This window comes from Peribacillus simplex, from assembly GCF_900156045.1.
GTDB lineage: Bacteria > Bacillota > Bacilli > Bacillales > DSM-1321 > Peribacillus > Peribacillus simplex_D.
The window spans coordinates 258,529-280,834 of sequence record NZ_FTMX01000001.1; the positions used below are offsets into that span (position 1 = coordinate 258,529).

A 22,306-nucleotide genomic window follows, 5' to 3' on the forward strand; every position below is an offset into this window, starting at 1 on the left:
ACTCGTAAATTAAGGTTTACTCTCGAGGCATTACATAGTTTGATTTCGGATAAGCATTCGGCAATGCGTTGCCTGATTTGTCATGATAGTAAGGCAAAGCTGTAATATAAATCGTAATCAATACGATTTTGCATCGGCCAATAAAAATAGTTGTAATGGAGGAAATCTATCGTGTTCAGAAAAAGTAAAACGATTTTTATTGTATGTTTATCATTCTTTCTTTTGGCTGCTTGTTCCACCGAGTCTGAGAAAGAACAAGTGGGAAGGGAGAAGGAAGTGAATTTGCTTTTTAATTTTGCGACTAGCTCGCTTGATCCGAATGTTGATACAAGTTATGTGTCACTAAGGGCGGGGATCACTGAGACGTTGGTGCATCTCAATGATGAGGATTTGACCATCGAACCTTGGCTGGCGAAAAGCTGGGATAGCAAGGATGGTCAGTTATGGAATTTCAAGTTAAGGGAGGGTGTGACTTTTCAGAATGGAAGGCCGATGGATGGCAAAGCGGTGAAGGCTTCCTTGGAGAGGGCGATGAAGGATAGTCCGGCGATCAAGAATGCTTTGCGCATTGAATCGATTGAAGCGGACGGGAATGCGCTGACCATTAAGACGGAGGTTCCCTTTCCTGAGTTTCCTTCTGAATTGGTCCATCCAAATACATCGATTATTGACGTGAAGGAAAGTGACTATATAAACAAGCCGATAGGAACTGGGCCATTTGCCGTTTCAAAATTCATGCCTGGTACGGCTGTTGATTTAATTCGGTATGAGTCTTACTGGGATGGAGCCGCAAAGCTTGAGAGAGCCAGGTTTTCGTTTAATGAGGATGCGAATGCGAGGTCTCTCGCCCTTGAATCGGGAGACGCCGATATCGTTTTCCGTCCGGAAGCGGAAAGCCTGGAAAATTTAGAGGCGATAGATGGTGTGAAGGTTGAATCGACATCCACTTTCCGCGTACATCAAATGACGATGAATTTGGAACGAAAAGCATTGCAGGACATACACGTCCGAAAGGCGATAGATGCCTTGATCGACCGTTCATCCATTGCGGATACGATTTTACATGGTCATGCAGAAGTGGCAACAGGGCCATTTCCATCCACTTTCTCTTTTGCTCCGGACTATCCGAAAAAAGAGAATGGAATGGAAGCGGCTAGGGGGTTTCTTGATCAGGCGGGATATAAAAAAGTGGATGGCGTCATACAAAAAGACGGCAAACCGTTAACGTTTACACTTCTTACATACAGTTCACGTGCCGACCTGCCGTTAATTGCCCAAGTTTTTCAATCGGATGCCGGCCAATTGGGGATTGATGTGAAAATCAAGCAAATAGAAATCCCTGAAGAGTATATGGCTGCCAATCGCGATTGGGATTTAACGACCTACAGCAATTTAACGGCTCCGCGCGGGGATGCCGGCTATTATTTAAATGCTACTTATCATCCAAAGGGAGCCTTGAACTTCAGTGGGGCCGATGATGATCACCTGACATCCCTGATTGATAAGCTGAACGTAACCGTCGAGCAGGATAAGCGCTCGGATTTAGCTGAGGATATTGCGATGTATGTTGATGAACAGGTGTATAATTCATTCATTTTACATCCGAATACACTTGTTGCTTATGATGCCGAAAAAGTTAAAAACTGGATCACTTCGAGAAGCGAATACTACATGCTGACGAATGAACTGGATGTGAAGTGAATGTTCCGCATCTTAGTCAGACGATTCATTGAGGTCGTGATTTTTGTCCTTGTGATTACATTCATCTCTATCCTTTTTGTTCGGCTTGCACCAGGGGACCCGGTTCTCTCGATACTACAAGTGGATGATGTTTCGATCACAAACGAGCAAGTCAATGAGCTTCGTGAAGAATTGGGGTTCAATGATCCGCTGTTCGTGCAATATGGCGATTGGTTTGCGGACTTTATCCAATTGGATTTCGGTAATTCCTATATGACGAATCAGCCTGTGATGGAGATGATCATGAGCGGGCTGCCTGCAACACTTGAGCTGGCGGTCGGCGCATTGCTTGTGATGCTTGGTATAGCCATTCCATTAGGTTCGCTTGCTGCCTTGTACAGGGGAAGCTGGATTGATCAGTTAAGCCGTGCCGTTTCTTTGTTGGGCGCAGCCATTCCTAGCTTTTGGCTGGGGCTGCTCTTGATGGATTTATTTGCGGTACGGTGGGGGGCCCTTCCAACAATGGGCAGGGACGGATTTCGTTCTTTGATTCTGCCGTCAGTCACGTTGGGGCTTGCCATCACAAGTGTGTACGTCCGTTTGCTACGTTCGAGTTTGATAGATTCCCTCAGCCATGATTTCATCAGGGCTGCCCGATCAAGGGGGATTTCAGAAATGCGGATATTCTTTGCCCATGCATTTCGTTATAGCCTGCCCCCGGTCATTACCGTATTCGGTGTCAGCCTTGGCAGCTTGATCGGCGGTGTAGTGGTGATCGAAGTGATTTTTGCCTATCCAGGCATAGGTAAGATGGTCGTGGACTCGATTCGGTCACGGGATTATCCAGTCATTCAAGGGTACCTGTTGGTCATGGCCATCGTTGTATTCATGGTTAATAGTGCCGTGGATTTATCTTATCACTATTTAAATCCGGAGCTAAGGCTGAAGGAAAGGAAGCATGGAAAATGGAGTTAGTTATCAAAAAAAGATCCAAAAGGCGCTGGAGAATGACCATCCTTTTTACGGTGATGGCTACAGTCCTTACCGTTACGGCTTACACCTTTCTTATCCTGAAACATGATCCATCACTGGTCAATCTGGGAGAAAGGCTATGGCCGGCAAGCTTGGAACATCCGCTAGGGACGGATCATCTAGGTCGTGATGTATTGACACGTCTTCTGCTCGGCGCACAGCTGACGGTTGGCTACAGTCTCATATCTCTGTTTGCCGCTGTTATCATCGGCGTCCCGTTCGGGTTGATTGCCGGTTTTAAAGGAGGTCTGATCGATCGGATCTTCATGCGCATTGCGGACGCATTTCTCGCCTTCCCTGATACGATCGTTGCCATTGTGCTTAGTGGCTTATTAGGACCAGGGATTGAAAATCTCCTGTTGGCGATCGTTCTAGTGAAATGGGTGAATTATTCCAGGCTTGTGCGAAGTACGGTGATCACCGAACGTCGGAAGGATTATGTCACAGCTGCTACAATCAATGGATTAAGTCCATTTGGGATTATGAGGAAGCATTTATTTCCGCACATTATCGGGAACGTGCTTGTATTGGCTAGCCTTGATTTAGGAAAAATCATTTTGCTCATATCTTCCTTATCATATATCGGGCTCGGGGCACAGCCGCCGGCACCAGAGTGGGGAGCCATGCTTAATGATGCCCGTCCATACTTTCAATCCAATATGTTGCTGATGATTTACCCGGGGCTCGCCATCGTATTTGTCGTCCTTCTATCCAACATACTCGGTGATTATTTGCGCGATGCATTCGATGTGAAAAAGGAGGTGGAATCATGAGCATTTTATCCGTGAGGCAGCTAAATATCATGGGAAAGCAACAAAATATCGTCAAGGATCTTTCGTTAGATGTGCAGGAAGGTGAGTGGTTCGCACTTGTCGGACAAAGCGGGAGCGGCAAAAGCATGACGGCCATGGCCATATGTCAGCTGCTTGCACCCAATCTCCAAGCGAAGGGGGAAATATGGTACGGGGACAAGAATCTTTTAACGCTATCTTCCTCTGAAATCAGGAAGATTCGCGGAAAGCGCCTGGCTTATATTTTTCAAGATTACCAGGGATCATTCACACCGTTCCTTACTATCGGCCAACATTTCGACGAATATCAGCGAACACATTTGAACCTTTCCAAAAAGGCAAGGAGGCAGCAAGCGGTCAAGGCGCTCATATCGGTGGGGCTAAATGAAGATATCTACGGCAGATACCCTTTTCAATTAAGCGGTGGGCAGCTTCAGCGTGTATCCATTTCGATAGCCCTGCTGCTTGAACCGGATATTTTGATAGCGGATGAACCGACCACAGCCTTGGACAGTGTATCTTCCTTTAAGGTCTTACAGCTGTTATCAAGGCTCCAAAAAGAAACCGGATGTGCGGTCTTGTTCATTACCCATGATTTACGTCATGTCAAGAAGTATGCGGATCGCATTGCGGTCATGAAAGACGGGGCCATCATTGAGACCGGTGATAAAAATCAGGTATTGAATCATCCGCAGCATGCTTATACGAATAAAATGATTCAATCATCGCCATCATTGAGCAGAATTCCATTTAAGCTTGAAGGAGTGTCAGGATGACGTTATTAGAAGTGCGAAATGTTCATAAAAGCTATGATAACGGAGTGGAAATACTAAGGAACGTGAATTTCAGCATCGAAAGGAAGGAATGCCTCGGGTTAGTGGGCGAGAGCGGCTGCGGAAAAAGCACACTGGCAAGGCTCATCCTTCAGATTGAATCTTTTGACCAGGGCGGCATCCTATTTGAAGGAACCGAACTGCAAAACAAAAGCGAACGCAGTTTAAAACCGTATCGCAAGAACATCCAAGCCGTTTTGCAAAATCCTGTATCGGCCTTGAATCCAAAACTAAGGATAAAAGATTCACTGATGGATCCATATCTTCAATTTGGCAGCCAGGTCAATATGAAACATTTTACGTATACAAGTGAAGCGAACTATATCGGCCAGCTGCTGGAAACCGTGGAGCTTCCAAAGAGTCTTGCTGAACGCTACCCGCATGAGCTAAGCGGCGGACAAAAGCAGCGGGTGACCATTGCACGAGCGATCAGCATTGAACCGGCCCTCATTATATTGGATGAACCAACTTCAAGCCTGGACGTTCTGTCACAAGCAGCGGTGCTGAAATTGTTAAAGGGGCTGCAGGAGACTTTGGACATTTCCTACCTTTTCATTTCTCATGATCTGTCGGCTGTACAGGAGATGAGCCAACGGATCATGGTGATGAAAGGGGGTGTTATTGTGGATTCTTTCGAAAACGAACAGCTTTTTTGCAGCGATCGCCATTCATACACAAAAGAACTTATTTCGATGTTTGAATAATGAGGTTGAGTTTATTTGAGATATAAATCGTAATGGTTTCGATTAAAGAGGAGTTTGACTCTTAAGGAGGAAGTAAGGTGAACCATCGATCATATTTGGCCTTGGCCATTCCTAATCAGCCTAGGACGCTCGGTATTTTTGGCTTTGTATATACCATGGTTAAGCAAAAAATTATTTCCTAATGGGAGTGTGTGCCTTGAAAACGATCAAATGGTCTAGAAACCAGGAAAAAATCATTCATACATATATGGATACTTATAAAATTTTACTAAAAGAAGATGATTTATCACCAAATAACGAAATCATCAATCGCGTTTTAACCGAGCTGGTTTCGATGATTTCGAAACCTTTGGATCAGCATGTAGCAGAAGAAATTCTCAACCATGATGAAATCCTGTCGACTCGGGGTACCATGCTTGAAAAGCTGACGATTGCTGAAACATTGATGGAGGATCATTATGCCAAATTATTTGTTGGCAGTGTGAACACCCTGGATGACTTCCGTTCTTTCATATATTGGGATAACTACAAAGAACTGATTCAAACTGAAATCAGTGAATTGAAAAAGGTGAAAAATGATATTCAATCATTCGCATTTGTAGGGACGGGTCCTCTGCCATTAAGTCCATTGCTGCTTCAACGGGAGTTGGGTGCGAAAATGACATGTCTCGATATAGATGAACAAGCCCATTCACTTGGCAGACGCATCGTCCAAGAACTGGATGACGAAGGGAATTCAGACTATATCCTCAATGATGGCGCCCTTCATGACTACACGGAGTTCGATCTTCTATGGATTGCCAGCCTGGTTCCTAATAAAGAAGAAATACTGGAACGGATATTTCAGACGAACCCTGGCGCAACCGTCGCAATACGGTCGGTTGACGGCATTCATCAATTATTATATGAGCCCGTAGATGCGACAAAGTTCAGTAAAGTGGCATGTGAGGAAGTCGGAAGAACGATTGCGGATTCTTTCATCATCAATTCAACCATTTATTACACATTCAAATAGTGACAACATGGAACGGGTTGCTTCGGCAATTCGTTTTTTTGGGGAGGAAAAAGATATTCCTATAAACTTACTTGACATTACAAGCTTATTAAAATATAATCACTTACATAAAGTAACTAACAAAAGGAGAATTCATACATGAATAAAAATGATGCAGGTCAAGTTTTTTTAAGAGTGATTTTAGGTCTAACTTTTTTCATTCACGGAGTTTCAAAGTTTCAAGGGGGCATAGGGAATACGGCTGGATTTTTCGATAGTCTTGGCATTCCAGGCTTCATGGCGTACATCGTTGCAATAATCGAATTGATCGGAGGACTTGCGGTTATACTGGGTTTGGGAACACGAATCGTTTCCGTCCTATTTGCGGTCATTATGGCGATGGCGATTTTCACGGCAAAATTACCTGCCGGCTTTCTTGGAAACGGGCAAGCGGCGGGCTACGAACTGGACTTGGCACTGCTGGCCATGTCTGTCTATCTAGCGTGTGCAAACCGCACGGTTCTTTCTTTGGATCATGTGATTTTCAATAAAAAAGGGAAGTGATAATATGGATAAAAATTTTCATCAAAAACCAATTACTTTTGTTGGCGAAGTCAGTATAAATGTTTTGGATTTGAATAAGGCCATTCTGTTTTATCAAGAAATCATCGGTCTTCAAGTATTGAAGAAAACCGACCGGCAAGCTGTTTTAACGACAGACGGAAAAACCCCGTTGCTGACACTTGAGCAGCCTGCGGATGTGATTCCGAAAGAAGGGCGGACGACGGGCTTATATCACTTTGCCCTTTTGCTGCCAAGCCGTGCCGACTTATCGATTTTTTTACGCCATTTACTTCAAACGAAATATCCATTTGGAGCGGCGGATCATGAAGTAAGTGAAGCGCTGTACATTACCGATCCGGATGGCAATGGCATTGAAGTATACTCTGACCGGCCATCCACTGATTGGAAATGGGCCGGTGGGGAAGTCGCTATGGGCACGGATCCGTTGGATGGGAATGACCTTCTGGAAGAAAGCGATGGTGAGTGGAGCAAACTCCCTGCAGGTACTTTAATGGGGCATATTCATCTGCATGTAGCGGATTTACGTAAAACGGAGGAGTTTTACATGCAAGGTCTTGGTTTTACCGTTGTGAATCGATATGGAGGAGCGCTCTTTACTTCAACCGGCGGATATCATCATCACATTGGGTTGAACACATGGAATGGCGTGGGCGCCCCTGCTCCAAAGGAAAATAGTGTGGGGCTGAACTGGTATACTCTCGTTTTTGCAGATGAAGATGCGAGAAACAAAGTAACGGAGCAACTGAAAGGAATCGGGGCTGCCGTCACGGAAAAAGAAGGGTTTTTCGCTGTAACAGATCCATCTGGCAATGAGATTCATTTAGTAGTCTAATTTAAAAGCAGAAAGCAAGGGTGAGGGTAATAATGGGATTCTTAAGTAGATTATTTGGAAATAAAGAAACCGCGGCAGGGGAGAATGAAAAAATGACAAAAGTATTATTCGTTAAAGTGAATGATCGTCCAGCAGATCAGGCAATCAGCTCGAAAATGTATGACACATTCTTAAAAGCATATAAAGAGACACACCGTACAGATGAAGTGACCGAGCTGGATTTATTTAAAGAAGAACTTCCTTACTATGGAAATACGGCGATAACCGGGTTGTATAAACGCAACCAAGGTCTTGAACTGACAGCCGAAGAGGAAAAGGCAGCAGAACTGGTTGACCAATATTTAAATCAATTCCTGGCCATGGATAAAGTGGTATTCGCTTTCCCTCTATGGAACTCAACGGTTCCTGCACCGCTAATCACATATCTTTCCTATTTGGCACAAGCCGGTAAAATGTTCAATTATACGGCGGAAGGTCCTGTCGGGTATGCTGGTGATAAAAAAGTCATGCTATTGAATGCCCGCGGTTCCGATTATGCATTGGAAGGTATGGCTTCTGCTGAAATGGCCGTGAATTTAGTGAAAAATATCATTGGCCTATGGGGGATCAACAATCCGGAGGTCGTGGTCATTGAAGGCCATAATCAGTATCCGGACCGGACACAAGAAATCATCGCGGATGGTTTGGAAAAGGTTGCAAAAGCGGCTGAAACATTCTGATTGCGAGTTGAATGAATAGCAGGTAATAAGATAAGGCCCTCCATATTAATGGGGGCCTTATTTGTGCGGAAATGAGGTTATTTGACCTGATACTTTTTCAAGCGGTATTGAAGGCTTTGGCGGCTGATATTCAAGGCCTTGGCAGCCTTGGAGATATTCATGCCATGTTCCTTCAAGATCTTCTCCAAATATTGCTTTTCAGTATTGGCGATATAATCATCAAGAGATAAGGTCGACTCCTGTAAATCTCCATTTGCATGATTCTCTTTTCTTTCGGGATGAATGTCTTCCAAATGGGCTTTCTTCCTAAATAAAGTCGGAAGGTGGGTGATGGCAATCTTTGTATCGCCAGGTTCCATTAAATTCATGGACCCCTCAATGATATGTTCAAGTTCCCTTACGTTCCCGGGCCAGTCGTAATCATAAAAAAGCGAGTAGACCTCTTCACTGATCCCTTCAATATTCAATTCGAACAGCGCATTGAATTTCTCGATGAAAGATTGCGCCAGCAAGGGAATATCCTCTTTCCGTTCACGAAGAGGCGGGATGAATAACGAAACGACGCTTAATCGATAATATAAATCCTTTCGTAAATGATCATTTGAAATGGCATCTATTGGATCTTCATTTATCGTTGCTATGACCCGTACGTCAATTTTTTTATCCTTCGTATCCCCAACACGGCGAATCGTCCTTTCTTGAAGGGCCCTTAATAATTTCGCCTGCATATTCGGATTTAAGGAATTGATTTCATCTAGCAGGATGGTCCCGCCCTGTGCCTGTTCGAATAAACCTGGCCTTTCAATCGATCCGGTGAAGGCCCCTTTCTTCGTACCAAAAAGAATTCCTTCAATAAGACTATCTGGCAGGGCAGCACAGTTTTGGCTGATGAAAGGATGTGTCGAACGGCTGCTGCCATTATGGATGCTTTGGGCAAAGAGTTCTTTTCCCGTTCCCGTCTCCCCAACGATGAGGATGGAGGATGCCGTCCTGGTCGAACGCTTGCTTTTTTCAATGACTTCCAAGAAATTCTCACTCGTGCCGATGATGCTGTCAAACGTATATTTCGTATCGCCTTTATTCAGGATATTATCTTTAATGATTCTTTCAAGATTCGTTATATCCTTTGCCACTTCAATGGCTCCAATGATATTTTGGTTCTGATCCAAAATCGGGAACGTATTATTAATTGTTGTAATTTCCTGTCCGAGATTATTGAAGTAGGTCTGCTTCGAGTTTTCGGTTTTCCTTCCAGAATGAAGCGCCCGTATTAATGTGCTCTCCGCTTCTTCCTTGAATATAAAGATCTCGTGAATCTTTTTCCCTAATACCTCTTCTGAATCCATGCCTTCGATTTCTGCCATTTTCTTGTTATATATAATGGTCCGGCCTTTTATATCGATTATATGTAACCCGATATCGATTACGTCCACAAGTGAATGGAGGATGGTTTGGAAACCTTCTATTTTAACGATTTGATCTAAATGCATGAATGCCTCCCGTTTTTCTTCTTTTCTTAGAGCTATTGTAGAGGAATTGAAGCAAAGGCGCAAATAAAATTTGCACAGCAAGATTATTTTGCATTGAAGTGCAAAAATATTTTGCGGAAAAAGTGAAAAAAAGCTGTTTTTTATGGTTTTTCGAGTTGGCATGAATTTTGCATTAATAAAAAGTGTAAGGTTAAAACGACAAAAATAGGGTTTAGAGCAAAAAATAATGGCATACTATGTCAATTTTGCCCCAAAAGTGCTGAATTTCATTGCATTTTTAAAGAAAAAACATTATTTTTTCAAAAAAATGAAAAGTTGGCACGGAACTTGCTTGATTAATAAGCGAGAAGTAAAAACATAAACTTTAGGGAGATGAGCCATAATGGTCCAACCATATAAACACGAACCATTTACTAATTTTAAAATCGAAGAAAATAAAAAAGCTTTTCAAGCGGCATTGAATGATGTAGCTAGTGAGTTAGGGAAGAAATATCCGCTGATCATTAATGGTGAAAAAGTGTTTACTGATGAAGTCATTACCTCTGTAAACCCGGCAAATAAAGAAGAAGTTATCGGAACTGTGTCTAAAGCGAATAAGGATCTTGCTGAGCAAGCGATGCAAGCGGCAGATAAAACATTCCAAACTTGGAGAAAAACTAACGCGGAAGTGCGTGCAAATATTTTATTCAGGGCTGCAGCCACCATTAGGAGAAGAAAACATTATTTCTCGGCACTATTGGTTAAAGAAGCAGGAAAGCCATGGAATGAGGCGGATGCAGATACAGCGGAAGCGATCGACTTCATGGAATACTATGCACGTCAAATGCTGAAGCTTAAAGATGGCATGCCAGTGGAAAGCCGCCCGATTGAACATAATGCTTTCAGTTATATTCCACTTGGTGTCGGTGTCATCATCTCACCTTGGAACTTCCCGTTTGCGATCATGGCAGGCATGACGACGGCTGCTCTTGTTTCAGGAAATACAGTCTTATTGAAACCGGCGAGTACAACACCGGTCATTGCAGCTAAATTCATCGAAGTGTTGGAAGAAGCGGGCTTGCCTGCAGGAGTCGTGAACTTCATTCCAGGAAGCGGTGCAGAAGTGGGCGATTATTTGGTAGATCATCCTCGTACACGTTTCATCAGCTTTACTGGATCTCGTGATGTTGGAATCCGCATTTATGAGCGTGCTGCAAAAGTTCAGGAAGGCCAAATCTGGTTAAAACGTGTCATCGCTGAGATGGGCGGTAAAGATACGATCGTTGTTGATAAAGAGGCTGATCTGGAATTGGCGGCACAATCAATCGTCGCTTCTGCATTCGGATTCTCCGGTCAAAAATGTTCTGCTTGTTCACGTGCCGTCATAGTGGAAGATGTATATGACCAAGTCTTGAATCGTGCGATTGAATTAACGAAAGAAAAAACAGTCGGGGAACCAACGGATGTAAACAACTTCATGGGTCCGGTCATCGATCAAGCAGCTTACGACAAAGTCATGAGCTACGTTGAAATCGGTAAAGAAGAAGGGAAACTTGTTGCAGGGGGAGAAGGAGACAATTCAAAAGGTTTCTTCATCCAGCCAACTATCATTGCCGATGTGGATGAGAACGCACGTGTCATGAAAGAAGAGATTTTCGGACCGGTGGTTGCATTCTGTAAGGCAAAAGATTTCAATCATGCAATCGAGATTGCCAATAACACGGATTATGGATTAACGGGTGCGGTCATCTCGAACAACATTGAACATATTGAACAAGCGCGTGAGGATTTCCACGTAGGTAACTTGTACTTCAATCGCGGCTGTACTGGTGCCATTGTAGGATATCAGCCATTTGGCGGATTCAATATGTCAGGTACGGATTCAAAAGCGGGCGGTCCTGATTATTTAGTTCTTCACCTTCAAGGAAAAACAACATCTGAAACGCTATAAATTTTAGGGGGAATCAACATGACAACTTTAACGGAAAAATTAATCGAGCAAACAGAACAATATGGTGCAAACAATTATAATCCACTTCCAATCGTCATTGCGAAGGCAGAAGGAGTTTGGGTGGAAGATCCTGAAGGCAACAAATATATGGATATGCTTAGTGCCTATTCAGCAGTGAACCAAGGCCACAGGCATCCGAAAATCATCGACGAATTAAAAAAGCAAGCTGATCGCGTAACATTAACGTCCCGTGCATTCCATAGTGATAAATTGGGCCCATGGTATGAAATGGTTTCACGCATTACGCAAAAAGACATGGCACTGCCTATGAATACGGGTGCTGAAGCCGTTGAAACAGCAATCAAAGCTGTTAGACGCTGGGGCTATGATGTTAAGGGAATCGCAGAAAACCAAGCTGAAATCATTGCATGTGTCGGGAACTTCCATGGCCGTACGATGGCAGCGGTGTCCTTGTCATCCGATGAGGAATATAGAAGGGGCTTCGGACCGATGCTGCCAGGGATCAAGCTTATCCCTTACGGCGACCTTGATGCATTGAAAGAAGCGATTACACCGCAAACGGCTGGATTTTTAATCGAACCGATTCAAGGTGAAGCGGGAATCATCATACCGCCACAAGGATTCTTAAAAGAAGCTTACGAATTATGTAAAGAAAATAATGTCCTATTCGTTTCTGATGAAATTCAGTCAGGACTTGGACGTTCAGGAAAAATGTTCGCCTCTGACTGGGATGGAGTAGTTCCGGATATGTACATTTTAGGAAAAGCGCTTGGCGGCGGGGTTTTCCCAATCTCTTGCGTAGCTGCAAACCGTGAAATTCTTGGCGTGTTCAATCCTGGTTCCCATGGTTCTACATTCGGCGGCAATCCATTGGCATGTGCGGTTTCCATCGCTTCATTGGAAGTCCTTGAAGAAGAGAAGCTTGCGGAACGTTCATTGGAGCTTGGACAATACTTTATGGATAGTTTAAAAGAAATCAAGAATCCAATGATTAAAGATATCCGCGGCAGAGGCTTATTCATCGGAGTCGAATTAACAGAAGCAGCAAGACCTTATTGTGAGCAGCTTAAAGAAGAAAAACTGCTATGTAAAGAAACACATGATACAGTTATCCGTTTTGCTCCGCCATTAGTGATTACAAAAGAAGACTTGGATTGGGCAATCGAACGCATTAAAAGAGTTTTATCCTAATATACCTATGAGGTGAATTCCATTGAGTACAACGATCAAAGAAGAAAAAGAAACTGCCAGCTTGCTTGATTCAACACAGGTCGTAATCAAGGAGGCGCTTGATAAGCTTGGCTATTCTGAAGAAGTGTTCGAGCTTTTGAAGGAGCCTCTCCGGATGCTGACCGTCCGGATTCCGATTAAGATGGATGACAATACGACGAAGATTTTCACTGGATACCGTGCCCAGCACAACGATGCTGTCGGTCCGACGAAAGGCGGAATCCGTTTTCATCCCGAAGTGGATGAGGAAGAAGTCAAGGCACTTTCAATGTGGATGAGTTTGAAATGCGGAATCGTGAATCTGCCATATGGCGGAGGAAAAGGCGGCATCATCTGTGATCCGCGCCAAATGTCCATTGGTGAATTGGAAAGGCTTAGCCGTGGATACGTTCGGGCAATCAGCCAAATAGTGGGGCCGACAAAAGATATTCCGGCCCCGGATGTTTATACAAATTCACAAATCATGGCATGGATGATGGACGAGTACAGTAGAATAAGAGAACACGATTCTCCTGGTTTCATTACAGGTAAGCCACTGGTACTGGGCGGTTCACACGGCAGGGAAAAGGCGACTGCACAAGGTGTCACCATCTGTATCGAGGAAGCGGCAAAGCGTAAGGGCATAGAATTGAAAGGTGCACGCATCATCGTCCAAGGATTTGGGAACGCAGGAAGCTTTTTGGCCAAATTCATGCATGATGCAGGTGCGAAAGTGATTGGCATATCGGACGCATATGGTGCCATTTATAACCAAGATGGTCTGGATATCGATTACTTACTTGATAAAAGGGATAGTTTTGGAACGGTAACGACACTATTCGATAATACAATCACCAATCAGGAACTTCTGGAACAAGATTGTGATATTTTAGTGCCTGCTGCCATTTCCAATCAAATCACCAAAGAAAATGCACATCTTATCAAAGCCCAAATTGTCGTGGAGGCAGCGAATGGACCTACCACTTTGGAGGCGACCAAGATCCTGACGGAACGCAATGTACTTCTCGTACCTGATGTATTGGCAAGTTCAGGCGGTGTGACAGTTTCTTACTTTGAATGGGTTCAAAATAATCAAGGTTATTATTGGGAAGATGCAGAAGTCCAAACCAAATTAAAAGAGTTATTGGTCAATTCATTTAATCAAGTTTATGAAATGTCCGGGACAAGAAAAGTGGATATGAGGCTGGCGGCGTATATGGTCGGTGTCAGAAAAATGGCAGAAGCCTCGATATTCCGTGGCTGGGTATAAGCTTTAGTCAAATAATGGAGGGTGGAGGAGTGATTCCGTGTTAAAACCGATTCATACCATCGAGTGTGCTCAGGATGGGACCGTCGAACAAGTTTACGTTCAAAAGAATTCCTATGTTTATGAATGGGAGAGGCTCTTTTTAGTGAAAACGGAGGATGGGAAATTGATTGATGTTTCAATAGGTGCCAGTGGTCACATTACTGAAATTAATGTTTCGGCAGGGGATCCTATTAATAGAAAGCTTCCTTTAGCTTTGCTCCAAGACGATTTTGTTATAACTGGCTCTGATTGATTATAGGAAAGAGGGTATTCCAAAGGCGGAAGCGATTTCCGCTTTGGGATGCTCTTTTTTTGTTGTGATCATTTAAAAGGTGATGATAAAGCCAGGAAAAAGTTTGAAAAGAAAAAACGCCCTGTTTCATGGTAAAATATCAGAATGATTGGACAATGCACGAAGCAGTTCCAAACCAGGAAGCTTCAAAGTGAATGGACCGACCTGTGGGGATTGTCGGGGAATATGTAAAGCTGAGAGGAGGCTGGAAGGGGAATATGAATGTGGATATATTCAGGCAATTATCCGATTTTGATAACGTTTTGGTCGTAGATGATAAAGGGATGATCATTTTTTATGATATGGCAGATTTAAATGTCCTAAAAGAGCTTGGGATAAGGCCGGAAGAATTCATGGGTAAGAGTGTCACTTCCTTTTATAAAAACATCACGAACGAAAATAGTACGCTGATGAATGTGTTAAGGACGGGAAAGCCGTTATGTAATATAAAACAAGAGATGATCACCAAAACGGGAGAGGTCATCGAAACGATCAATTCCACATATCCGATAGCCGAAAACGGTAAAATCATTGGAGCCGTAGAATTCTCTAAGCGTTTCTTTTCCAAGGATGCCATTCAATATTTGGACAAATATTCGAGCCATAAAATCTTCAGGAGAAATAATACCGTTTATACGGTCGATGATATCATTACGGTTAACCCTAAAATGGAAAGCATTAAAGATAAGCTTGGAAGAATTGCACTAACGACCTCAAATGTTTTGATCGTTGGGGAAACGGGCACAGGGAAAGAACTTATCGCCCAGGCGATCCATAATTTAAGCGATCGATTTGGAAAGCCCTTCATTTCACTTAACTGCAGTGCGGTTCCTGCTAGTTTATGGGAAAGCACTTTATTTGGTACGAATAAAGGGAGCTTCACCGGATCGGAAGACATGCCGGGTCTATTCGAACAGGCGGAAGGCGGAACTTTATTTCTGGATGAAATCAATTCCCTGGATATTGATCTTCAGGTGAAGCTTCTGAAGGCGATTGAAGAGAAAACGATCAGGAGACTGGGCGGAAAGAAAAATATCCGCTTGGACATTAGGGTGATTTCAGCAACGAATGAGGTACCGGATATTTTACTGGCGGAGAAACGGTTGCGGGAAGATTTATTCTATAGAATTGGTGTCGTGCAGATTGACTTGCCAAGCTTGATGGAAAGAAAAGAGGATATAGAAGTCCTTGTTGATCATTATCTGAATTTTTACAACAATACGATGAACATTTATATAGACGGTGTTCAGGATGAAGTGCTCCAATGCTTTAAAAGATATCCTTGGCCAGGGAATATCAGGGAATTGAAAAATGCGGTCGAGACGGCATATAATCATGTCCAGTCCAGTATAATCACCCTTGATGATATCCCTGGAAGAATCAGAGATTATACGGGAGCTCCAATGGCTGAAGACAATAATCTTAATGTGGATTCCTTAAAGGATGCGGTTCAGCAATATGAAAAAGAGATCATTGAACGTCAATTGAAAAATTCGAATGGGAAAATTGCGGAATCTGCCAGGCAGCTTGGTATCTCCAAACAATTATTGAAATATAAAATGGAAAAACATAAATTGCGGTAAAAAATTTTTTACGCTAGAGGGAAAAATTTCACCCCTTCTTAATGGATTTTGATAATCAAAGGGCCACGATTCTATAGGCTAAATAGAATCGTGACCCTTTTTGCCTTGTGGGTAGCGTCATCTGCCAGTCATGTTAAAAAATAATTAAAATATTGTTAAGATTGGCACGGAATTTGCTTACATAAGTGATAGGCGTATTAAAAGAGAGTTTCATTGAGTGATAAAAAAAATAGAGGTGAATGGATGAATACAAACAAGATAGTACGTGACAGCCTTATTTTTGGTTTTGCTTTATTTGCCGTATTTTTTGGAGCTGGCAACCTGATTTTTCCTCCGTCGATTGGACTTGCATCAGGGTCGGATTGGCTTCCGGCGCTAATTGGCTTCATTCTTACGGGAATCATACTCCCTATACTGGGAGTTGTGGCGGTCCTGAATTCAAAAGGGAAATTTGAAGAACTGACAAGGCCGATAAGCCCCTGGTTTTATAAGGTATACAATCTGGTCGTCATGATAGGGATTGCGATGCTCGTCACTGTACCCCGGACGGCCGCTACCACCCATGAGATGGGGGTTCATACATTATTCCCGAATGTGCCATCTTTTGTGACGATGATCGTTTTCTTTGGATTGAATTTTTATTTTGCCAGCGATCGATCCAATCTCATTGATAAAGTCGGACAAGTGCTAACGCCTGCACTGTTCGCGATTCTACTTTTTATCGTCATCAAAGGCACATTCGATCCATTGGGGGCGCCTGTAAATACGGAAATTCAAAATCCGTTTGGCCACTCGTTTTTTAGTGCTTATCAGACGGGTGACGTGTTCACGGGCCTTCTTTGTGCCTCGGTTTTCATTGGCTCGATTGCAGCAAAAGGATATGCGGAGCCTTCCAAAATGAAGAAAGTGGTCATGAATGGAACCATAGTGGCCGGTTTGGGATTGCTTATCATATACGGAGGGCTTCTGTATATCGGCGCTACAGGCAGCGGGTTATTCCCAAATGACATGGATAGTGCGCAGCTGGTGACGGGCCTGGTTTATAATCTGCTTGGTGATTACGGCACCATTGCATTGGCTATAGCGGTTTCATTAGCGTGCCTTACCACCTCGATTGGAATAACTGCTTCGATAGCAGACTTCCTTAGCGGGTTGACGAAGCAAAGAGTGAGTTACCGCAATTGTGTGATCGTCGTTTGTGCCACTGGGGTGTTGATGGGGCTAATGGGTGTCGAAAAGATCATCGATTACTCCGTACCGTTATTCATGGGAATTTACCCTGTATCGATTGTGATTGTCTTACTTGGCGTTTTCCGCAGATACATACCAAACGCGGGAGCCTATAAGGGGGCGGTCCTGGCCACTTTCATCATCAGTTTATGCGAAACATTGGAAAGCATCGGCGTCCATATGGGATTCATGAATGATTTCATTTCCATCATTCCATTCAGTTCGTATGGGTTTGCATGGCTCATTCCGGCAGTACTGGGATTCGTGGCAGGAACGTTCATCCACGGAAAACAGGCTCAGGGAATTCCTTCAAGCCCCATGAATGGCGAAAACCATTCATCTTAAATGTTTTGAAACGCCATAAGTTTTAATGTGGTAAATGAATGGTTAAGATTTCATCATTTGATTTTACTTATTAAGGAGAGGGAAAGTATGAATGAGAATAAACGAAATATGAATTTTATTTATATAAATGGAAAAATATTTACATCGAATCCAAAACAACCTTATGCGAGTGCCATGGTTGTACGTAATGGGCGCATCGAGTGGGTTGGAGAACAGTCAGAGACAGATGGAATGAATGGGGAACGGATCGATCTCCTGGGGCGGCGGGTACTTCCCGGACTAATTGATGCACATCTGCATCCGCTATTTTTAGCTAAGGCAGCCAAGCAAATTCCCTGTATGCCCCCTGTCGTTGAATCGATTGAGGATTTGATCAAGGCCGTTCGTGAACAGTGTAAATCCCATAATTCAGGGGATTGGATTGAAAGCTGGGGATATGATGAAGGGAAATTGACGGAAGGACGGTCTCCTTCACGCTACGATTTGGATAGGGCGACAACGGATGTCCCTGTTGTCATAACGCGGACCTGCGGCCATATTATCGTCGTCAACAGCAAGGCATTGGAATTGGCCGGTATCACGAAGGACACGCCAAATCCAGCAGGGGGGGAGATTGACAGGGATTCAGAAGGGGAGCCGACAGGGATATTACGGGAAAATGCAAAAGAATTGGTCAATAAAGTGATGCCGGTTCAAACATTTGAGGAAGAAACAGATACTCTTGCCGAACTGAGTCCCAAATTATTATCTCATGGGATTACGGCAATCACTGAACTCCTGGCAAGGACCCAGCCGATCGATTACTTGGATATGTATAGGGCAGCAAGCGAAAAGGGCTTAATGCAACGTACAGTTTTATACTACATTTGGGAAGATATGAAGAATGATATGATCCTGGATAAGGGTAAAACAAACAGAGAAAGCCAGAATCATATAGGCGGGGTTAAGTTATTCTCGGATGGCAGTGTGTCAGGTCAAACGGCGTGGGTCGATCCGCCATTTTTAGGGGAAGAAAAGAACCATGGCATACAGATGACATCAGAGGCAGAGTTGTTAAGTGCAGCTGAGGCAGCCAGGAAAAACAATATTCAATTGGTCATACATGCAATGGGGGAGCAAGCGATCGATTTAATCGTGAATACCTTTTACGGAAAAACGGGATGGATCGCGGATGGTCCATCGATAAGGATCGAACATGCAGCCATGCCTACAAAGCAAGCACTTCAGCGGGCAGCTGAAACGGGTATCGCATTTGTTCCCCAACCAATCTTTTTATATGCCGAAATAGAAAGCTACCTTAATAATCTGGGTGCAGATCGCACAAGGCGAACCTACCCCATCCAATCCATGTTAGAAGCAGGCATTAAACTGGCATTCTCTTCCGATGCACCTGCAACGGCATGGGTCGACCCGGTCAATCCGTTCGTTGGAATCAAGGCAGCCGTAACTCGCGTCGCCTATGACGGTACGGACACAGGTCAGGATCAGCGTGTAGATGTGCCTACCGCGATTACACTATATACAAGGGCCGCTCAGGAGATAACGAGAATCCCCGATGTCGGCCAGCTCACTCCGGGCTATCATGCAGATTTCATTGTGCTTGACCAAGATATTTTGGCGATCAGACCGGAGGAAATCGATAGGATTACAGTGGAAGAAACCTATATGGGAGGTTCCTTGGTTTATCAAAAAGAAAGGACGCTAACTAAATAGAAGAAATAGGGACGAAAAGGGGGCGGGTTTCCTTTTCGTTCCTTTCGCTTTCTTGGTATGGATGGTCAATAATAGTAAAAAAAATTTTACGCTAGAGGGTAAAAATTTTTACACTTCCATGCGAGGAAGCCTTGGAATCGATGTTGCCGTTTGATTGTATAAGACGAAAAGGGGTTGCTGAAATCCTTTTGTTCAAGGAGCGGGCAGGTTAATTGCAGGAAATTAATAATTGGCACACAACTTGCTGATTTACTGGATGGATAGATCTTATAGTTCATATTGGAGGAGGAAATGGTCATGCAAAGTTTGAAGTTATATCCGGAAATAAAAAGTGTAAGAGAAGATGTAATTGCTTGGCGACGTCATCTTCACCAGCATCCGGAATTATCCTATCAAGAAGAGAAGACATCGCAATTCGTATACGAAACCCTGTTGTCATTTGGAAACCTGGAAGTTACTCGTCCGACAAAATACAGTGTGATGGCCCGCTTGATTGGTACACAGCCAGGAAAAACATTAGGCATCCGTGCAGACATGGATGCACTGCCGATCGAGGAAGAGAACTCTTTCGATTTTAAATCCAAAACACCAGGTGTCATGCATGCTTGCGGTCACGATGGTCATACGGCGATGCTTCTTGGTACGGCGAAAATCCTTTCCGGAATGAAACATAGCCTGAAAGGTGAAGTCCGCTTCTTTTTTCAGCATGCCGAAGAGTATTTTCCTGGGGGAGCGCAGGAAATGGTAGATGCAGGCGTTATGGAAGGTGTGGATATCGTGATAGGTGCCCACCTCATGTCCACCTTTGAAGTCGGGAAAGTTGGCATCGTGTATGGACCGATGATGGCTGCGCCGGATGGGTTCTTTCTGACCATTAAAGGAAAGGGTGGCCACGGTTCTGCACCTCATGAAACGATTGACAGCATCGCGATCGGTGCCCAGGTCGTTACGAATCTTCAGTATATTGTGTCCCGCAATACAGATCCCTTGGACAACTTGGTTCTCTCCATCGGAAAGTTCGTTGGAGGGGAAGCGGCCAATGTCATTGCAAACTCCGTAGAGATCAGCGGGACGGTTCGAAGTTTTGATTTGAAATTCCGGGGATCCATGCCAATTCTTATGGAAAGGATAATCAAAGGCATTACGGAAGCACATGGTGCCTCTTATGAATTTAACTATCTTACTGGATATCGGCCAGTCATAAATGACAATGAAGTCAGCAAGCTCATTGAAGAAACCGTCTGTGAAGTTTATGGAGAACATTCGGTCGACCATCAAAAACCCACGATGGGGGCTGAGGACTTTTCGGCTTTCCAACAGAAAGCACCTAGCAATTATTTTTTGATAGGAGCAGGGAATAAGAAAAAGGGAATCACCTATCCCCACCATCATCCGCGTTTTACTTTTGACGAAGATGCCATGGAGTACGGTGTTAACATTTTTATCCATGCTGTTCAAAAGATTTTAGGATAGAATTAAATGAGCGGCCCGGTCCACCCGGGATAAGGAAAAAAGAACTAGATTAACGAAAGGACTTTTTACCAATATAAATACAAGCGCCTTCGCTGACCGTTTACCCTCCTATCAGGGTTTGGTTTCGCGAAGGTATTTTAATTTAGAAGGGCATATTGACATATTCCCCTTCATAAACTGTTATGGAACAAACAAGCCAGTAGACCAAAGGCAAGAAAGGAGTTGATCATGGTTGCTCGAAACCGGTTTAACCGCTTGACTCTATCCGTGTGTGCTTTCTAGGAATATAAGCCCACGATTAGCGATATTATGTTAAAATACAACGTGCGATTTAGACAACAAATAAATAGTGGTTTTTCTGAATCAATGAAAAAGGAACATTCAGAATTCCGCCATTAAAAAAAGGGGAGTTAAAACAGAGTATGAGAATCTCAGAATTAAAGAGGAAAGCCCTTCAGTCATTGGGAGGTAAATGGGGAGTAACTGTTTCGCTTATGTTGCTTTTGTTCTTGATCAACCTCGTTTTACCTTTAATTGTCGAAGTGATCGGAAGCGGTGGGTTTTCACAATGGCTCATGCAGGAAGAAGCACCATTATGGACTGATATCTTCAGCATGGTCTTTTCCATTGCCCTAATCCCGCTTACCATTTCAACCACATGGTTCTACCTGAATTTGGTTAGGGAAGGAAACCCTGATATTCCAGAAGTATTCGCAATCTATAAAGATGGAAAAACCTCTTTCAAGCTTATTGGGGCATCCATCTTACAAGCAATTTTCATTTTTTTATGGTCATTATTATTAATCATTCCGGGTATCATCAAGGCTATCGCTTATTCGCAGCAGTTTTTCTTATTGAAGGATCATCCTGAATACACGGTGCTTGAAGCCATTACAGAGAGCAGAAAAAGAATGAAGGGCTTAAAATGGAAGTATTTCCTTATGCACCTAAGCTTCATCGGTTGGGGCATCCTTTGCATGTTCACGCTGGGAATTGGTTTACTATGGTTGATTCCTTATGCAGGAACAACAACTGCTGCATTCTATAACGAATTAATCGTGCCACAAGAAGATATTGACGACGATCAACAAATAGAGGGATAAAAGATCAACCGATAGCAAATGGCTATCGGTTTTTTATTCCCGATTCCCCTTAAAAAGGTTAAATTGTTCATTTTTCCTGGTGTATAATAGAATATTGAGAATGCCATTTAGGGGGATTACATAGTGAGTAGTGGTTTTAATATTGCCGATATGATATACCAATTGATTTGCCTTGTATTTCTAATCCTGATCATTGTTGGGACCGTATCTCTTTTCCGTTCCATGAAGCAACGTAAAACCAGACTGGATATCATGGAAAAGAAAATGGATGATTTACATGAAATGATTAAAAGGGGTAAAAATTGACGGCAGCATCGTGCAGCGGTTCAGACTGCAGGCAACTCGAAGAATAACGAGTTTGCCTGCAGTTTTTTTATTTAAAAAACGTTCCAGTTGATTTCAGAAATCCGCTCCCTTTCCGCCGACTGTCTGCCAAGC

The 22,306-nt window shown here is 43.5% G+C and carries 20 protein-coding genes; 19 read left to right on the top strand and 1 reads right to left on the bottom strand.

Annotated features, from left to right (window positions below; translation table 11 throughout):
- The first annotated feature begins 171 nt into the window (after window positions 1-171).
- The 9 genes from nikA (at window position 172) to BW986_RS01260 (ending at window position 8,170) form a co-directional block, all read left to right on the top strand.
- Entirely contained in the window at window positions 172-1,701 is a 1,530-nt protein-coding gene (gene nikA / locus BW986_RS01220; protein ID WP_076364379.1) for a nickel ABC transporter substrate-binding protein, read from the top strand.
- Window positions 1,702-2,655, top strand: coding sequence for a nickel ABC transporter permease (gene nikB, locus BW986_RS01225; protein ID WP_076364381.1), 954 nt, complete (start codon window positions 1,702-1,704; stop codon window positions 2,653-2,655). It begins immediately after the preceding gene.
- On the top strand, window positions 2,646-3,485 hold the full coding sequence (gene nikC, locus BW986_RS01230; RefSeq protein ID WP_081395467.1) for a nickel transporter permease: 840 nt from the start codon (window positions 2,646-2,648) through the stop codon (window positions 3,483-3,485). The genes nikB and nikC overlap by 10 nt, the downstream gene beginning before the upstream one ends.
- Window positions 3,482-4,279, top strand: a complete 798-nt coding sequence (locus BW986_RS01235; protein ID WP_076364383.1) for an ABC transporter ATP-binding protein — start codon at window positions 3,482-3,484, stop codon at window positions 4,277-4,279. The genes nikC and BW986_RS01235 overlap by 4 nt, the downstream gene beginning before the upstream one ends.
- A complete protein-coding gene (locus tag BW986_RS01240) occupies window positions 4,276-5,040 on the top strand; it encodes an ABC transporter ATP-binding protein (RefSeq protein ID WP_076364386.1) in 765 nt (254 codons plus the stop codon). The genes BW986_RS01235 and BW986_RS01240 overlap by 4 nt, the downstream gene beginning before the upstream one ends.
- A 196-nt stretch (window positions 5,041-5,236) precedes the next feature.
- Complete coding sequence (locus BW986_RS01245; RefSeq protein ID WP_179085985.1) at window positions 5,237-6,055, top strand: nicotianamine synthase family protein; 819 nt, start codon at window positions 5,237-5,239, stop codon at window positions 6,053-6,055.
- 138 nt (window positions 6,056-6,193) lie between these two features.
- Entirely contained in the window at window positions 6,194-6,598 is a 405-nt protein-coding gene (locus BW986_RS01250) for a DoxX family protein (protein WP_076364390.1), read from the top strand.
- Window positions 6,599-6,602: 4 nt separating this feature from the next.
- Complete coding sequence (locus BW986_RS01255; RefSeq protein WP_076364392.1) at window positions 6,603-7,451, top strand: VOC family protein; 849 nt, start codon at window positions 6,603-6,605, stop codon at window positions 7,449-7,451.
- 32 nt (window positions 7,452-7,483) lie between these two features.
- Complete coding sequence (locus BW986_RS01260; RefSeq protein ID WP_076364394.1) at window positions 7,484-8,170, top strand: FMN-dependent NADH-azoreductase; 687 nt, start codon at window positions 7,484-7,486, stop codon at window positions 8,168-8,170.
- A 77-nt stretch (window positions 8,171-8,247) separates the two neighbouring features.
- On the opposite strand, the gene BW986_RS01265 is transcribed toward BW986_RS01260, so the two are convergent.
- Window positions 8,248-9,660 carry a sigma-54 interaction domain-containing protein gene (locus BW986_RS01265; RefSeq protein ID WP_076364396.1) on the bottom strand — a complete coding sequence of 471 codons (1,413 nt, stop codon included), beginning with the start codon at window positions 9,658-9,660 and terminating at the stop codon, window positions 8,248-8,250.
- A 382-nt stretch (window positions 9,661-10,042) separates the two neighbouring features.
- Between BW986_RS01265 and pruA the strand changes: the two genes are divergently transcribed.
- From pruA to BW986_RS01315, 10 genes are all read left to right on the top strand, one after another.
- Window positions 10,043-11,590 (top strand): L-glutamate gamma-semialdehyde dehydrogenase, encoded by a 1,548-nt coding sequence (gene pruA, locus BW986_RS01270; protein ID WP_076364398.1) that lies wholly within the window; start codon window positions 10,043-10,045, stop codon window positions 11,588-11,590.
- Between the two features lie 18 nt (window positions 11,591-11,608).
- On the top strand, window positions 11,609-12,802 hold the full coding sequence (locus BW986_RS01275; RefSeq protein WP_076364400.1) for an ornithine--oxo-acid transaminase: 1,194 nt from the start codon (window positions 11,609-11,611) through the stop codon (window positions 12,800-12,802).
- Window positions 12,803-12,824: 22 nt separating this feature from the next.
- Window positions 12,825-14,090: a Glu/Leu/Phe/Val family dehydrogenase gene (locus BW986_RS01280; RefSeq protein WP_076364402.1), complete on the top strand. Its 1,266-nt coding sequence runs from the start codon at window positions 12,825-12,827 to the stop codon at window positions 14,088-14,090.
- 37 nt (window positions 14,091-14,127) lie between these two features.
- Entirely contained in the window at window positions 14,128-14,382 is a 255-nt protein-coding gene (locus BW986_RS01285; RefSeq protein ID WP_076364404.1) for a biotin/lipoyl attachment domain-containing protein, read from the top strand.
- Window positions 14,383-14,576: 194 nt separating this feature from the next.
- Window positions 14,577-16,004 (top strand): sigma-54 interaction domain-containing protein, encoded by a 1,428-nt coding sequence (locus tag BW986_RS01290; RefSeq protein WP_081395468.1) that lies wholly within the window; start codon window positions 14,577-14,579, stop codon window positions 16,002-16,004.
- Between the two features lie 243 nt (window positions 16,005-16,247).
- The gene (gene brnQ, locus BW986_RS01295) at window positions 16,248-17,579 is read left to right on the top strand and encodes a branched-chain amino acid transport system II carrier protein (RefSeq protein WP_076366219.1); all 1,332 of its coding nucleotides are present in this window, start codon (window positions 16,248-16,250) and stop codon (window positions 17,577-17,579) included.
- Between the two features lie 87 nt (window positions 17,580-17,666).
- Entirely contained in the window at window positions 17,667-19,292 is a 1,626-nt protein-coding gene (locus BW986_RS01300) for an amidohydrolase (protein WP_260320528.1), read from the top strand.
- Window positions 19,293-19,589: 297 nt separating this feature from the next.
- Window positions 19,590-20,765, top strand: coding sequence for a M20 family metallopeptidase (locus BW986_RS01305; RefSeq protein ID WP_076364406.1), 1,176 nt, complete (start codon window positions 19,590-19,592; stop codon window positions 20,763-20,765).
- Window positions 20,766-21,187: 422 nt separating this feature from the next.
- The gene (locus tag BW986_RS01310; protein WP_076364408.1) at window positions 21,188-21,868 is read left to right on the top strand and encodes a DUF975 family protein; all 681 of its coding nucleotides are present in this window, start codon (window positions 21,188-21,190) and stop codon (window positions 21,866-21,868) included.
- 123 nt (window positions 21,869-21,991) lie between these two features.
- The gene (locus tag BW986_RS01315) at window positions 21,992-22,174 is read left to right on the top strand and encodes a DUF4083 family protein (RefSeq protein ID WP_076364410.1); all 183 of its coding nucleotides are present in this window, start codon (window positions 21,992-21,994) and stop codon (window positions 22,172-22,174) included.
- Window positions 22,175-22,306 lie beyond the last annotated feature (132 nt).